15 protein-coding genes and 1 pseudogene are annotated in these 14,726 nt (G+C 68.5%); 4 read left to right on the top strand and 12 right to left on the bottom strand.

The genetic code is table 11. From position 1 onward, the window contains the following. From OHO27_RS17745 to OHO27_RS17755, 3 genes are all read right to left on the bottom strand, one after another. Positions 1-435 (bottom strand): VOC family protein, encoded by a 435-nt coding sequence (locus tag OHO27_RS17745; RefSeq protein ID WP_328425044.1) that lies wholly within the window; start codon positions 433-435, stop codon positions 1-3. Between the two features lie 60 nt (positions 436-495). Beyond that, positions 496-942 (bottom strand): helix-turn-helix transcriptional regulator, encoded by a 447-nt coding sequence (locus OHO27_RS17750; RefSeq protein WP_328425046.1) that lies wholly within the window; start codon positions 940-942, stop codon positions 496-498. A gap of 103 nt (positions 943-1,045) precedes the next feature. Beyond that, a complete protein-coding gene (locus OHO27_RS17755) occupies positions 1,046-2,659 on the bottom strand; it encodes an MDR family MFS transporter (protein WP_328425048.1) in 1,614 nt (537 codons plus the stop codon). A 118-nt stretch (positions 2,660-2,777) separates the two neighbouring features. Between OHO27_RS17755 and OHO27_RS17760 the strand changes: the two genes are divergently transcribed. After that, a complete protein-coding gene (locus tag OHO27_RS17760) occupies positions 2,778-3,365 on the top strand; it encodes a TetR/AcrR family transcriptional regulator (protein WP_328425050.1) in 588 nt (195 codons plus the stop codon). A gap of 13 nt (positions 3,366-3,378) precedes the next feature. Here OHO27_RS17760 and OHO27_RS17765 read toward each other — a convergent pair whose 3' ends face one another. Continuing rightward, positions 3,379-3,999, bottom strand: coding sequence for a M23 family metallopeptidase (locus tag OHO27_RS17765; RefSeq protein ID WP_328425052.1), 621 nt, complete (start codon positions 3,997-3,999; stop codon positions 3,379-3,381). 322 nt (positions 4,000-4,321) lie between these two features. On the opposite strand from OHO27_RS17765, the gene OHO27_RS17770 reads away from it, so the two are divergent. Together OHO27_RS17770 and OHO27_RS17775 are read left to right on the top strand one after the other, a co-directional pair. Then, on the top strand, positions 4,322-4,576 hold the full coding sequence (locus tag OHO27_RS17770) for a hypothetical protein (RefSeq protein WP_328425054.1): 255 nt from the start codon (positions 4,322-4,324) through the stop codon (positions 4,574-4,576). Between the two features lie 664 nt (positions 4,577-5,240). Continuing rightward, positions 5,241-5,888, top strand: coding sequence for an HAD family acid phosphatase (locus OHO27_RS17775; protein ID WP_328425056.1), 648 nt, complete (start codon positions 5,241-5,243; stop codon positions 5,886-5,888). Between the two features lie 89 nt (positions 5,889-5,977). On the opposite strand, the gene OHO27_RS17780 is transcribed toward OHO27_RS17775, so the two are convergent. Then, positions 5,978-8,503, bottom strand: coding sequence for an ATP-dependent Clp protease ATP-binding subunit (locus OHO27_RS17780; protein WP_328425058.1), 2,526 nt, complete (start codon positions 8,501-8,503; stop codon positions 5,978-5,980). Positions 8,504-9,037: 534 nt separating this feature from the next. Between OHO27_RS17780 and OHO27_RS17785 the strand changes: the two are divergent. Beyond that, positions 9,038-9,741 (top strand): annotated as a pseudogene (locus OHO27_RS17785) (SCO3374 family protein). Positions 9,742-9,759: 18 nt separating this feature from the next. Here OHO27_RS17785 and OHO27_RS17790 read toward each other — a convergent pair. The 7 genes from OHO27_RS17790 to nadC all read right to left on the bottom strand — a co-directional run bounded on the left by OHO27_RS17790 (position 9,760) and on the right by nadC (position 14,723). Then, positions 9,760-10,095, bottom strand: a complete 336-nt coding sequence (locus tag OHO27_RS17790) for a histone-like nucleoid-structuring protein Lsr2 (protein ID WP_328425060.1) — start codon at positions 10,093-10,095, stop codon at positions 9,760-9,762. Positions 10,096-10,320: 225 nt separating this feature from the next. Further along, entirely contained in the window at positions 10,321-10,884 is a 564-nt protein-coding gene (locus tag OHO27_RS17795; RefSeq protein WP_328425062.1) for an amino-acid N-acetyltransferase, read from the bottom strand. A gap of 9 nt (positions 10,885-10,893) precedes the next feature. Next, a complete protein-coding gene (locus OHO27_RS17800) occupies positions 10,894-11,388 on the bottom strand; it encodes a BlaI/MecI/CopY family transcriptional regulator (protein WP_443059558.1) in 495 nt (164 codons plus the stop codon). 169 nt (positions 11,389-11,557) lie between these two features. Beyond that, a complete protein-coding gene (locus OHO27_RS17805; protein WP_328425066.1) occupies positions 11,558-11,737 on the bottom strand; it encodes a hypothetical protein in 180 nt (59 codons plus the stop codon). 85 nt (positions 11,738-11,822) lie between these two features. Beyond that, the gene (locus tag OHO27_RS17810; RefSeq protein WP_328430470.1) at positions 11,823-12,521 is read right to left on the bottom strand and encodes a hypothetical protein; all 699 of its coding nucleotides are present in this window, start codon (positions 12,519-12,521) and stop codon (positions 11,823-11,825) included. Between the two features lie 424 nt (positions 12,522-12,945). Then, positions 12,946-13,743 carry a type III pantothenate kinase gene (locus OHO27_RS17815; protein ID WP_328425068.1) on the bottom strand — a complete coding sequence of 266 codons (798 nt, stop codon included), beginning with the start codon at positions 13,741-13,743 and terminating at the stop codon, positions 12,946-12,948. Between the two features lie 8 nt (positions 13,744-13,751). Beyond that, positions 13,752-14,723 (bottom strand): carboxylating nicotinate-nucleotide diphosphorylase, encoded by a 972-nt coding sequence (gene nadC / locus OHO27_RS17820; protein ID WP_328430471.1) that lies wholly within the window; start codon positions 14,721-14,723, stop codon positions 13,752-13,754. Positions 14,724-14,726: the final 3 nt, after the last annotated feature.

Genomic DNA, 14,726 nt, shown 5'->3' on the forward strand with positions numbered 1-14,726 from the left:
TCACCCGAACGACTTCGAGAAGTCGAGCTCCTCGCTCCGCTCGGTCAGCGAGTACCAGTTGCCGTTGTCGTCGCGGAAGATCGCCTCGATGCCGTACGGCCGCTCCTGCGGCTCCTGGATGAACTCCACCCCGCGTGCCTTGAAGGTCTCGTAGTCCCCCCGGCAGTCGTCGGTCCGGAACGCCCCGGCCCCGATGACGCCCTTCCCGACGAGCGTCTTCAGCGCCTCGGAGGACTCGGGGTCGAGACCGGGCCCGTCGAGGCTCATCAGCGCGAGCTCGACGTCCGGCTGGTCCTTGGCGCCCACGGTGACCCATCGCATGTCGCCCATGGACAGGTCGTTGCGCACCTCGAAGCCGATCTTCTCGGTGAAGAAGACCTTGGTGCGCTGCTGGTCAAACGTCCATACGGTGGTGATGCCGAGGCCCTTGATCATGACGGTGCCCTCCCGTGCTGTGGCTGGTTGTTCTCTCCGTCACGTTAGGCAGAGGCGCCATCAGGGCGCTTCTCCAAACTTGCTCTTCTGCCGCTCCCCCTGCGGCTCCCCTTCGCGGCGCCGGAATCCCCCGGCCCACAGCATCGCGTAGCAGCCTGGTATCAACGCCGCTCCCCGCCCGACATGCTTCTCCCGGTACTCCGTCGGCGTCAGTCCGGTCCGTGTCTTGAACCGCGCCGAGAACGTGCCGAGGCTGCTGAACCCGACCAGATGACAGATCTCCGTCACGGTCAGATTGGCCCCCCGCAGATACTCCTCGGCCCGCTCGATCCGCCGATGCGTCAGGTACTGCCCCGGCGTCTCCCCGTAAGCCGCCTTGAACGCCCGCACGAAGTGATACCGCGAGTACCCGGCATGCGCGGCAACGGCATCCAGGTCGAGCCCCGGGTCGGCCCACTCCCGATCCATGGCGTCCTTCGCCAACCGCAACTGCCGCACCTTGCCCATGGGTCCGATGGTGACACGGCCCACTGACACCCCTCCCGGCCACCGGCCAAGGCGAAGGCCCCCGGGACGGAACGTCGCCGAGGGCCCCACCCGAACCGCCCACTCAGACGGCCTCCACCACCGCCGCCTTGGCCCCCGTGCCATCCCCAGCGGCAGCGCCCCCATCGGCGTCAGTATCGGCGTCAGATGTCGGCCCCGCCCCCCGCAGCGGCACCTCCTTGACAAACACAGCCGCCACAAGGGCCACCACAGCCACCACGGCTCCCAGCAGAAACGCGGAATGCGTCCCGGCGGACACCGCATGCTGGTACGCCTCCCGCACAGCCTCCGGCAGCTTCGCCAGACCCGCCGCATTCACCTGAGCCGACTGCTCGGTCACCCGCGCGCCCAGCGCCCCGCCCTGCTCGGCCATGACGTCCTGGACGCGGCTGTTGAACAGCGCCCCCATGATCGCGACCCCGAACGAGGACCCGAGCGTACGGAACAGCGTGGTGGACGACGACGCGACACCCATGTCCTTCATCTCGACGCTGTTCTGCGCGACCAGCATGGTGATCTGCATCAGACAGCCCATGCCGAACCCGACCACCGCCATGAACACCCCGGACATGAACCGGCTCGTCCCGGTGTCCATCGTCGACAGCAGATAGAGCCCGACGACCATCAGCGCACTGCCGACGACCGGGAACACCTTGTACCGCCCGGTGTTCGTGGTCACACGCCCGGCGACCATCGAGGTCACCAGCATCGCGCCGAGCATGGGCAGCAGCAGAAGCCCGGAGTTGGTGGCGGAAGCCCCCTGCACGGACTGCTGGTACAGCGGCAGGAACAGCGTCGCCCCGAACATCACGAACCCGACGATGAACCCGATCACGGACATCAGAGTGAAGTTCCGGCTGCGGAAGATGTGCAGCGGCACCACCGGCTCCGCCGCCTTGGTCTGCCAGAACACGAACCCGACGAGCGCGGCGACCCCGATCCCGATGAGCTCCATGATCCGCGCGGACGTCCACGCGTACTCCGTACCGCCCCACGTGGTCACCAGCACGATCGCGGTAATCCCCACGGTCAGCAGCCCGGCCCCGAGATAGTCGATCCGCGCCTGCGACCGCTTCCTCGGCAGATGCAGCACGACACTGATCGCGGCGAGCGCCACGACCCCGAGCGGCAGGTTGATGTAGAAGGCCCAGCGCCAGCCCCAGTGGTCGGTGATGGTGCCACCGACGAGCGGCCCGGCGATCATCGCGAGCGCCATCACGCCGGCCATCATGCCCTGGTACTTGCCCCGCTCACGCGGCGGAATCAGATCGCCGATGATCGCCATGACGCCGACCATCAGACCACCGGCGCCCAGCCCCTGCACCGCCCGGAACGCGATCAGCTGTCCCATGTCCTGGGCCATGCCGCTCAGCACGGACCCGATGAGGAACAGCACGATCGACGCCATGAACATGCCCTTACGGCCGTACATGTCGCCGAGCTTGCCCCACAGCGGTGTGGAGGCCGCGGTCGCCAGCGTGTACGACGTCACCACCCACGACAGATGCTCCAGGCCGCCCAGCTCGCCCACGATCGTCGGCATGGCAGTGCCCACGATCATGTTGTCGAGCATCGCGAGCATCATCGTGATCATCAGCGCGAGCAGCACGACACGCACGCTCTTCGGCTGTTTACCCGCAGGCTCCGCCTCTGTGTCCACTGTTTTGGTGTCCGCCATCGTTCCCACTCCCCCGGCCACTTACTTGCCGCCCGGCTAGTTGTCTACACTCAGGGAACCTAGGCGCGTAACTAGCCGGGCGTCAAGTAAGTTTTATGGAAAGCCGAAGCGTACGAGGATGGGCGGCACCATGGACGGCACCAAGCAGCGGCGCCGCGGGAACACCCGCCAGCGCATCCAGGACGTAGCCCTCGAACTCTTCGCCGAGCAGGGCTACGAGAAGACCTCCCTGCGCGAGATCGCCGAGCGCCTGGAGGTCACGAAAGCGGCCTTGTACTACCACTTCAAAACGAAGGAAGAGATCATCGTCAGCCTCTTCGAGGACCTGACGAAGCCGATCGAGGACCTGATCGAGTGGGGCAGGCAGCAGCCGCACACCCTCGAGACCAAGCAGGAGATCGTACGCCGCTACAGCCAGGTCCTGACCGACGCGTCACCGCTGTTCCGCTTCATGCAGGAGAACCAGGCGACGGTCCGCGATCTGAGCATCGGCGAGATGTTCAAGAACCGCATGCTGGGCATGCGCGACATCGTCATAGATCCGGACGCCGATCTGGTCGACCAGGTGCGCTGCATCAGCGCCCTGTTCACGATGCACGCCGGGATGTTCGTCCTGAAGGACCTCGAAGGCGACCCCGAGGAGAAGCGCACGGCCGTCCTCGAGGTCGCCACGGACCTGATCACCCAGGCGCACAAGGGCGCCTGAGCGGCTCGGTCACTCAGATCTTCAGACCGTTGGCCCGCAGGAAGGACACGGGGTCGATGGCGGAGCCGTAGTTGGCACTCTTACGGATCTCGAAGTGCAGGTGCGGACCGCTGGAGTTACCGGTGCTGCCGGACTTGGCTATGTGCTGGCCGGTCTTGACGACCTGGCCGATCTTCACGTCGATGCGCGACAGGTGGGCGTACTGGGAGAAGGTCCCGTTGCCGTGCTTGATGACGACGGCGTTGCCGTACGCGGGACCGTCACCGGCGCCATTGCCGCCGGCCTTGACGACCGTGCCGCCGTGCGCGGCCATGACGTCGGTGCCGGTCGCGACGGCGAAGTCCTGCCCACTGTGGGTGGACTGCCACATGCCGCCGGCCTGCGCGAAGCTGGCGGACTTCGTGTACTTCTTCACCGGGCTGACCCAGGAGGCGGCCTTCTTGGCGGCGGCCTTCTTCGCGGCGGCACTCTGCGCCTGGACGGCGGTGGAGGCAGCGGGAGCGGAGCTCATCTCGGCAGCGACCGCGCCTCCGGCGCCCAGCACGACCGAGGCCCCCAGGCCGGCGGCCAGCACAGCCGCACGGGTGCGGAAGGTGGACGTACGGGACGAACGGAACGAGAAGCGCGGGGACATTCGAAACCTCACGGGGACGACGACAGAGAAAGCCACCCGACTGCTCAGGCATTCGCCGGATGGCCATCCCTTGGTAACCCCTGCTCCCTCGAACCCCAAAACCCCTTATCTACGACTAGCGCTAGTACTTCGCCGCAAAAATCCCCGCATCTTGACAGATCACCTAATACGGACGAACCAGCACTGACGCCGAAACACCTTGCCAGCTTTCATAGCTAACGCCCGATTTGCCCGCTACCCCCGCTTCCACTATTCCCGCTAGTAACGGACAAATCGCCTGTGCGGCATGTCACCGCCCTATGCAATCGGAAGACCCCGGAATGTGACGGGCACTACCCTGCTGCTCCGCGGTGAGAGGCGGACGCTCGGCGAGCGGGAGTTACGCAAGCTCGTCCGCGAGCCCAGCCGATCCCCACTCGTGCAGTGGCTGGCCGTCACCACCGCCCGCCAGGAGGAGCTGTCCGGTCGACGCGCTCAGCTCATGGTCCGCGTGGCCTTCGCCCCGCCCCTGCGCACCCTCACCCGCGGCAGCGCCCGCCTCCCCGTCCCCGGCGACTTCCTGGATGCGGTCAGCTGACCGCCCGCCGGCTCACAGCCGCCCCGCTTGCTGCCGATCGACGGCGTCAACGTGGTCCCGGAACAGGAACGTGCCCGCACCCGTCGCTGGCTCGCCGACCTCCTGGCCGCCTTCTTCGCGGTGCTCGTCCGCCGCCGGCACGAGGCTGCGGGCGCGGGCGCGGGCGCGGGCGCGGACGCGGACGCGGCACCGGGCGAGGCGCTGCTGTCCTCGGTGCGCACGAAGCCGAGCCTGGGGCGCCTGGCGACCAACCCGTTGATGTGCGCCCTGATCTGCGCCCTGCACCGCGAACGCCGGGACCACGAATGCGAACTGACGGGGGATCTGGACGAGGAGTCCCAGGTCGAGTTGCTCCAACGGCTCGCGTTCCGATGGCCTCGGTCTCGCCCCCTTGGCCGCCCACCCTCGGCTCACCCTGGTGAACACGATGGGCACTCGGCTCCGCAACGCCGACGGACGCCCCGCCAGGCTCCGTCTCAACCCGCTCTCCGGGCCGCAGCCCTAGGACTGAGCGCCCACCCGCAAGCAGATCGACAGCGCCATGTGACGCACACCTCTAGCGACTTACCCTTCAGTAACCTTACCGTTCCCCTCACGCCATCCCCACCCACGAACATGCACGCGACAACGACATAGCGCACGTGACGTGAGAGGACCCCCACACATGACGCTTCGCCGCCCCTGGGCACGCCGGATCGCGGTCGGTACCGTCTCCGCGGCCGCCCTCGTGGCCCTCGCGGTCCCCGCCGAAGCGGCGTCCGCCGCGACGAGCACCTCGGCCACCGCCACCAGCACGGCGGCAGCGGCCTCCTCTGCGGATGTCGACTACGACACCTGGCAGAAGGACTGCCAGGCGGTGATGGACCAGGCGCTGCCCGCCCTGAAACAGCGGATCGCGAACACCAAGCCGGGTGAGAAGCAGGCGATCGTCTTCGACATCGACAACACCACCCTGGAGACGGACTTCGGCTTCAGCTACCCGCAGCCGGCCAACGAGCCCGTCCGGGAGGTCGCCGAGTACGCGCAGGAGCACGGCGTCTCCCTGTTCTTCGTGACCGCCCGCCCGGGCATCATCTACTCGGTGACCGACTACAACCTCGAGTACCGCGGCTACCAGGTCTCCGGGCTGTACGTGCGCAGCTTCTTCGACCTCTTCAAGAACGTCGGCGACTACAAGACGGCGCAGCGCGTCGACATCGAGAAGAAGGGCTACACGATCATCGCGAACATCGGCAACAGCGCCACCGACCTGTCGGGCGGCCATGCCGAGAAGACGTACAAGCTGCCGGACTACAACGGGCAGCTTTCCTGACGGAGCGTGCGAAAACGGAGCGTGCGAAAAAGGGACTGCCCCGGGACCAGGTCCCGGGGCAGCCCCTTTGGTTCAGGCGAAGCGCGCGGCTACGCCTCCTTGCTCAGGTTCGGACCGGTGCCACCGGCCGCCTGCTCGATCGGCGGGACGTCGGGCAGGGCCGCCTTCTCCTCGCCGCGGAAGGTGAAGGTCTTGGTCTCACCCTCGCCCTCGGTGTCCACGACCACGATGTGACCGGGACGCAGCTCGCCGAAGAGGATCTTCTCCGACAGCGAGTCCTCGATCTCGCGCTGGATCGTCCGGCGCAGCGGCCGGGCGCCCAGCACGGGGTCGTAGCCCTTCTTGGCCAGCAGCTCCTTGGCGGACTGGGAGAGCTCGATGCCCATGTCCCGGTCCTTCAGGCGCTCGTCCACCTTGCCGATCATCAGGCCGACGATCTTGAGGATGTCGTCCTGGGTCAGCTGCGGGAAGACGACCACGTCGTCGACGCGGTTGAGGAACTCGGGGCGGAAGTGCTGCTTGAGCTCGTCCGACACCTTGTTCTTCATGCGCTCGTAGTTGCTCTTCGTGTCACCCGAGGCCGCGAAGCCCAGGTTGAAGCCCTTGGAGATGTCCCGGGTGCCGAGGTTGGTCGTCATGATGATGACCGTGTTCTTGAAGTCCACGACCCGGCCCTGGGAGTCGGTCAGGCGACCGTCCTCCAGGATCTGCAGCAGCGAGTTGAAGATGTCCGGGTGGGCCTTCTCGACCTCGTCGAAGAGGACGACGGAGAACGGCTTGCGGCGGACCTTCTCGGTCAGCTGGCCGCCCTCCTCGTAGCCCACGTAGCCGGGGGGCGAACCGAAGAGACGGGAGACCGTGTGCTTCTCGCTGAACTCCGACATGTCGAGGGAGATCAGCGCGTCCTCGTCACCGAAGAGGAACTCGGCGAGCGCCTTGGACAGCTCGGTCTTACCGACACCGGACGGGCCCGCGAAGATGAACGAGCCACCGGGACGCTTCGGGTCCTTCAGACCGGCACGCGTACGGCGGATCGCCTTCGAGAGCGCCTTGACGGCGTCGACCTGGCCGATGACCCGCTTGTGGAGCTCGTCCTCCATGCGCAGCAGGCGGGACGACTCCTCCTCCGTGAGCTTGAAGACCGGGATGCCGGTGGCCGTGGCGAGGACCTCGGCGATCAGCTCGCCGTCGACCTCGGCGACGACGTCCATGTCGCCGGCCTTCCACTCCTTCTCCCGCTTGGCCTTGGCGGCCAGGAGCTGCTTCTCCTTGTCGCGCAGGGAGGCGGCCTTCTCGAAGTCCTGCGAGTCGATCGCGGACTCCTTGTCGCGGCGCACGCCCGCGATCTTCTCGTCGAACTCGCGCAGGTCCGGCGGCGCGGTCATCCGGCGGATGCGCATCCGGGAACCGGCCTCGTCGATCAGGTCGATCGCCTTGTCCGGCAGGAAGCGGTCCGAGATGTACCGGTCGGCCAGGGTGGCGGCCTGGACCAGCGCCTCGTCCGTGATGGAGACCCGGTGGTGGGCCTCGTACCGGTCGCGCAGACCCTTGAGGATCTCGATCGTGTGCGGCAGGGACGGCTCGGCGACCTGGATGGGCTGGAAGCGGCGCTCGAGGGCCGCGTCCTTCTCCAGGTGCTTGCGGTACTCGTCCAGCGTGGTCGCACCGATGGTCTGCAGCTCACCGCGGGCCAGCATCGGCTTCAGGATGGAAGCCGCGTCGATGGCGCCCTCGGCGGCACCCGCACCGACCAGCGTGTGCAGCTCGTCGATGAACAGGATGATGTCGCCGCGGGTGCGGATCTCCTTGAGCACCTTCTTCAGGCGCTCCTCGAAGTCACCGCGGTAGCGGGAGCCGGCGACCAGCGCGCCGAGGTCGAGGGTGTAGAGGTGCTTGTCCTTGAGGGTCTCGGGCACCTCGCCCTTGACGATGGCCTGAGCGAGGCCCTCGACGACGGCGGTCTTGCCGACGCCGGGCTCACCGATCAGGACCGGGTTGTTCTTCGTACGGCGGGACAGCACCTGCATGACCCGCTCGATCTCCTTCTCGCGCCCGATGACCGGGTCGAGCTTGGACTCACGAGCGGCCTGGGTGAGGTTCCGGCCGAACTGGTCGAGGACCAGGGACGTCGAGGGCGTGCCCTCGGCAGGCCCGCCGGCGGTGGCGGTCTCCTTGCCCTGGTAGCCGGAGAGCAGCTGGATGACCTGCTGCCGCACCCGGTTGAGATCTGCGCCCAGCTTGACCAGGACCTGGGCGGCGACGCCCTCGCCCTCACGGATCAGGCCGAGCAGGATGTGCTCCGTGCCGATGTAGTTGTGGCCCAGCTGAAGGGCCTCGCGGAGCGACAGCTCCAGGACCTTCTTGGCACGGGGGGTGAAGGGGATGTGCCCGGACGGGGCCTGCTGACCCTGCCCGATGATCTCCTCCACCTGCTGGCGGACCGCCTCGAGCGAAATCCCGAGGCTCTCAAGGGCCTTGGCGGCGACACCCTCACCCTCATGGATCAGGCCCAGGAGGATGTGCTCGGTGCCGATGTAGTTGTGGTTGAGCATCCGGGCTTCTTCCTGAGCCAGGACGACAACCCGCCGCGCGCGGTCGGTGAACCTCTCGAACATCGTTAATCGCTCCTCAGAGCGGTCAGGCAGTGGGGGGAACTTCCCCTCCCTGTCCTTCCGCAGCTTAGTCCCGCAAGCGGGGACCGCTCATTCCAACTGCCGACACCGTCGATGGCCTCCTGACCTCGAACGCCGACATCTGCTCCAACCCGATGGTGCGAGACGATGTTCCCGCAGGCCAGGCACTTACCCTCACCATCAGTACGCCGATGGCGAACGTGAGACCACCTTGCCTGCGTGTCGCCCCCTCCCACTAGGGATGTCTTACCCGCTGGGACTGACACTCCATGCCGCGCCCCCCGGTTCCCTCCGCTACGGGCGAACAACCTTGCGCCACCCCACACCCCCGCACGCCCCCGATTCAGACACTCTGTGCATTCACCGGAACACCCAGCGTAACCCGCACGTCCATTCGGCGGTTGCGCTTGGCATGGTCGGCACCCGCTCCAAGATCACCACGGACCTCGCCTCCATCCCCCTCCCCGTCGGCCGCTCGATCCGAGCGATCAGGTCCGCCGGTGGTACGAGAACGAACTGGGCTGGCCGGTGGTGCCCGCCACGCCCGGATCCACGCCCGGAGCCCCGCTGAGCCTTCGCGTGGGCCTGAGCTTCGACGTCCTGGACGTCCCCGCCGAGGCGGGCCGCGCGGCACTGCGCCATCTGGCACCGGACTCGCCGGTGGCCGTCCAGGGCGACCGGATGCGGCTGCTCCTGGCCGCGGGCAGCGCGGAGGAGGTGCCGGGGGTGCTGGACTGGCTGGAGTGGGGCACGCTGCCCCTGGACCTGACGGCACTGGGTGAGGGCGACCTCATGGAGGCGCCGCTGCCGCCCGACAGGCGGCCGGTCATGGCCGTAGGGCCGCTTGGGGTTCTCGGGTCACCGGCGCTGGTGCGGCACCTCGCAGCCGAACCGGGCTCGGTGGGTGGGGGTCCGGCCGCGGTGGCCGTACGGTGTCCCGCCGATGGGGGACCGGGGGGAGCCGTACGGCGTCCTGGCCTGCCGGGGCACTGCGGAGTGCGGTCGCTTCCCCTGGACCGCTCCGATGCAGTGCAGGGGGCCGCCGTGTGGCTGCGGCCCCCGAGCCTGGGGGCGAGGTCGAGGCCTCGCTGCCGACGCTGTCGGCCCTTGGGGGCGGTGGGGGCGCCCCCGATCTCCTGCGGGTACTGGGCACGGTGGCGACGCACTGCCACCGCCTGGGACTGCGACGCGCGTGCGTGCAGCCTTCGGCCTGTCCGTAGATCAGGCATCGCCCCGGATCAGGCGTTGGCCTTCTCGTAAGCCTCGCGAATGGACGCCGGAACGCGGCCGCGGTCGTTGACCTCGTAACCGTTCTCCTTGGCCCACGCGCGGATCTGCGCGGTGTCCTGGCTGCCGCCGGAAGTGGCGCGCGCCTTTCCGCGTCCACCCGAAGCACGGCCTCCGGTACGGCGACCGCCCTTCACGTAAGGCTCGAGAAGGCCGCGGAGCTTGTCCGCATTGCCGGTCGTGAGATCGATCTCGTACGTCTTGCCGTCCAGCGCGAACGTCACGGTCTCGTCCGCCTCGCCGCCGTCGAGGTCGTCGACAAGAAGGACCTGAACCTTCTGTGCCACCGGATTTCCTTTCATCGATAACTTGAGGGCCTGGGGTCTGCGGCGTCCGCCGTTTCGCCGTCCCCTGTTATATGCAGTACTGCAGTACGTCGGAAAGCAAACCGCTTTTGCTGGAAAAACACAAACCCCCGGGAGAGACCCACAGGCCGACTGCGGTCCGGAAACATGCGCGTTTCGGACATAGGGCACCTGGGCAGGGCCACCCGTCGGAATTGTGGGCGACGATCACAGATGCAGAAGCATCCGGCTGTTGCCCAAGGTGTTCGGTTTCACTCGTTCGAGACCGAGGAACTCCGCGACGCCCTCGTCATAGGAACGCAGCAGCTCAGCGTAGACATCGGTGTCGACCGGCGTCTCCCCGATCTCCACGAAGCCGTGCTTGCCGAAGAAGTCCACTTCGAAGGTGAGACAGAAAACGCGGCGAACGCCGAGCCAGCGCGCGGTGTGCAGCAACTTCTCCAGCAACTGATGACCGACGCCGGCGCCCTTCAGGCCGGGCTTCACGGCCAGAGTGCGGACTTCCGCCAGGTCTTCCCACATCACGTGCAGGGCACCGGCGCCGACGACCTCGCCGTTGTCGTCCCGTTCCGCGACCCAGAACTCCTGGATGTCCTCGTAAAGAGTCACCGTGGCTTTGTCGAGCAGGATCCGACGCCGGACGTACTCGTCAAGGAGACGACGCACCGCCGGGACATCACCGGTGCGGGCCCGCCGGACGGTGATGGCTTTTGCGGTGACTTCTGGGCTCTGAGCCGCGGGGCTCTCGGCCGAGTGGCTCTCTGCGGACATGAGCGGACGCTATCGCCCGTCGGGCTCCGGTGCCGAGGCGGGGTTCTGGGGAGCGGTATCGGTACGGGTATCCGCGGCGGTATCGCCGCTGGTATCGGTGCTGGTGGTATCGGCGGCAGCGCTGGTATCGGTGCCCGTAACGCGGCGTGTATCCGGCGCTTCCGTGGGTTCGGGCGTTTCCGGGCCCTGGACGATGCGTACGGCGTTCCGCAAGGCCTGGCGCTGTTCCTCGCTCATCATGCCGAAGAAGGCGACGAGTGCCGCGGCGGGGTTGTCGCTCTGGGACCAGGCGTCGTTCATCAGGGCGGCGGCGTAGGCGGCTCGGGTGGAGACCGCCTCATATCGATAGGCCCGGCCTTCCGCCTCGCGGCGTACCCAGCCCTTCTGATGGAGATTGTCCAAAACGGTCATCACCGTGGTGTACGCGATGGACCGCTCCTGCTGAAGATCTTCCAGGACTTCTCGAACGGTCACCGGGCGGTTCCACTTCCACACCCGCGTCATGACCGTGTCTTCGAGTTCTCCCAATGGGCGAGGCACAGCTCGCACAATAGTGGGAGATCTGGGTGTTGGCGTGCCGGACGGGCACTTTCTCCGGCAAACAGGAACAAAAAGGGCGTACGACTCGGAAAGCGGTGAGCTCGGAGTCGTACGCCGTCGTACGCCGTCGGGTTCAGGCGTCCGGGGTCGCCGAGGCCTGGCGGGTGCCCTCCACGCGCGCGAGGGCGGCGTCCACGGCCGCGTCCTCCTTGGCCTTGTTGGCTCCGCCCTGGGTCTTCACGATCACCCTGATCACACCGATGAAGAACACGGCCATGACGGCCGGGGGGAGGAGTGCGGAGACGTAGTCCATGCGTCCAGGGTAGCCAGGGGGTGGGAGGCGGGTGGGGCGGGGGTTGGGGGTTTGTGGGGTGGTTCGCGCCTCAGTGGTTCACGTCTCAGCCTGCTGCGAGCTGCTGGGGCGGGTTCGTGGGGGGCGGGGTCGGTTTGCGGCGGGGGAAGACCTCGCCGGGGGTGGGGATGGGGCGCGCCGGCTTGGGGGCTGGTGGTGTGCGCTCGGGGCCGGGGCCCGGGTCGGGCTTGGGGGTGGCCGGCTTCTCCGCGGGCTTCTTCCGGGGCGGCTTGGCGGGGTCCTGGCCGGCCGCCTGCGCCGGGAGGTCGACCGGGGGGTGGGGGCGGTCGGCGCAGAGGCCCCCGGGGAGGGCCAGGAGGTGCGTACGGGACGCGGGGATGGCCGGCTTGGCAGGAGCGGCCGGGTGGGCGGAGCCGCGCGCGAGACGGGCTCGTACGTCCTGTTCTGCCAGTGCCTGGCAGCGGGTGAGGAGGGCGGCGGCGGTGGGGTTGCCGCGCAGCGCGCGGAGGGCGGCGAGGTCCTCGGCGGTCGGGGGGTGCGCGGCGGCGAGGGCTTCCTCGAGGAGGGCGAGGTAGCCGGCTGCGGTGCCGGGGAGGGCGGCGCGGTAGCGGGCCAGGTCGGCCGTCAGGAAGGCACGCAGCCGGGCGCCCTCGCGCATCGCCTCGTCGAGCGACTCGGCGAGGCGGAGGCAGTCCTGGACCTCCTCGGCCGAGGCGGGGCTGGGGTGTAGGGCGAGGGCGAGAGCGCGGCGGAGCACACGCAGCTCCTCCGCGCCGAACGCCATGGCGCCGCGGGATCCGTATGGCGTGGGCATGGGCCGACGATACGCGCTAATCAGACAAACGCGGCATAGGTGGGGTGGGTGTGGCGTGGGGAGCCACTCGGGTGGTGGGGGGTTGGGGGCGGGGGGTGCCTGCGGCGGCCTGTGGCTGCTTCGGTGGGGGTTCGCGTGGCGCCTGCGGGTGTGTGGTGGGTCGGGGCCGTGCCGGGGGTGTCCGTCCTCGGACCGGCGGTCCCCCTAGGCCAAGAGGTACCGCGTGTTGACGCCGGCCACTGCGGGCGGACACCCCCCGCCACGTCCCCTTGCCGCCGTCGGCGACTGCGGCGCCGCGGGGTGCGCCCACCACCACGGCCCATCTGCAGCTGCCATCGCCGGTCCCGGCATTCCAGCCCGTCCTGCCGCAGGCCCCCGTGCCGTACCGGCGGGGTCACATTCGGGAGACGTTGCGTTCGTAGACCAGGCGGAGGCCGATCAGGGTCAACCAGGGTTCGTGTTCGTCGATGACGGAGGACTCGCCCAGGACCATGGGGGCCAGGCCGCCCGTGGCGATGACCGTGACGTCGTCGGCGTCGTCGGCGAGTTCGCGGGCCATGCGGTTGACGACGCCGTCCACCTGGCCGGCGAAGCCGTAGATGATGCCGGACTGCATGGCCTCGACCGTGTTCTTGCCGATGACGCTGCGCGGGCGGGCCACCTCGATCTTGCGGAGCTGGGCGCCCCTGACGCCGAGGGCCTCGACCGAGATCTCGATGCCGGGAGCGATGACACCGCCGATGTACTCGCCGCGCGCGCTCACCGCGTCGAACGTCGTCGCCGTACCGAAGTCGACGACGATGGCCGGGCCGCCGTACAGGTCGACCGCTGCCACCGCGTTGATGATGCGGTCGGCCCCGACCTCCTTGGGGTTGTCCGTGAGGATCGGGACGCCCGTCTTCACACCCGGTTCGACGAGGACCGCGGGGACGTCGCCGTAGTAGCGGCGAGTCACCTCGCGGAGTTCGTGAAGGACGGAAGGGACGGTGGCGCAGATGGCGATTCCGTCGATGCCGTCGCCCAGCTCGTCGCCGAGCAGCGGGTGCATGCCCATCAGGCCCTGGAGGAGGACCGCCAGTTCGTCGGCGGTGCGGCGGGCGTCCGTCGAGATGCGCCAGTGCTCGACGATGTCCTCGCCGTCGAACAGGCCGAGGACGGTGTGCGTGTTGCCTACGTCGATCGTGAGGAGCATGCCGGTCCCTACTCCGCCGCTCGCAGATCCAGGCCGATGTCCAGGATCGGCGAGGAGTGGGTGAGGGCCCCTACGGCCAGGTAGTCGACGCCGGTGTCCGCGTACGCCTTGGCGTTGGCCAGGGTCAGGCGGCCCGATGCTTCGAGTGCCGCTCGGCCGTGCACGATCGACACCGCCTCCTCGCACTCGCCCGGCGTGAAGTTGTCCAGGAGGATCAGGTCCGCGCCCGCGTCCACCACCTCGCGGAGTTGGTGGAGGGTGTCCACCTCGACCTCGATCGCGAGGTCCGGGAAGGCTTCGCGGACTGCCTGGAAGGCCTGGGTCACGCCGCCTGCCGCCAGGACGTGGTTGTCCTTGACCAGGGCCGCGTCCGAGAGCGACATACGGTGGTTCACTCCGCCTCCGCTGCGGACCGCGTACTTCTCCAGGGCGCGCAGACCGGGGGTGGTCTTGCGGGTGTCCCGGACCCTCGCCTTCGTGCCGTCCAGTACGTCCGCCCACGCGCGCGTGGCCGTCGCGATGCCGGACAGGCGGCAGAGGATGTTCAGCGCGCTGCGCTCCGCCGTCAGGAGGTCGCGGGTGCGGGTGGTGATCGAGAGCAGCTTCTGGCCCTCCTTCACGCGGTCGCCGTCCTCGACGTGGCGCTCCACCTCGAACTCGTCCTCGCAGACGATCGAGACCACCGCCTCGGCGACCCTGAGGCCCGCCACGACGCCCGCCTCACGCGCGACGAAGTCGGCGGTGGCGACGGCCTCTTCGGGGATGGTCGCGACCGTCGTCACGTCCACGCCGTGGGCCAGGTCCTCCTGGATGGCCACGTTCGCGATGTCCTCGACCTCGACCGGGTCGAGGCCCGCGTCGGCGAGGAGCTGGGCGAGCGCGGGGTCGAGGCCGCACTCCAGGTACTCCTCGTCGGCACCGCAGGCGCAGCCGTCGCCGCAGCCGCCGGTCGAGGCGAGGGGAAGGTCGGGGGTGGTCACTGC

Origin of the sequence: Streptomyces sp. NBC_00443 (genome assembly GCF_036014175.1) — a bacterium.
GTDB lineage: Bacteria > Actinomycetota > Actinomycetes > Streptomycetales > Streptomycetaceae > Streptomyces.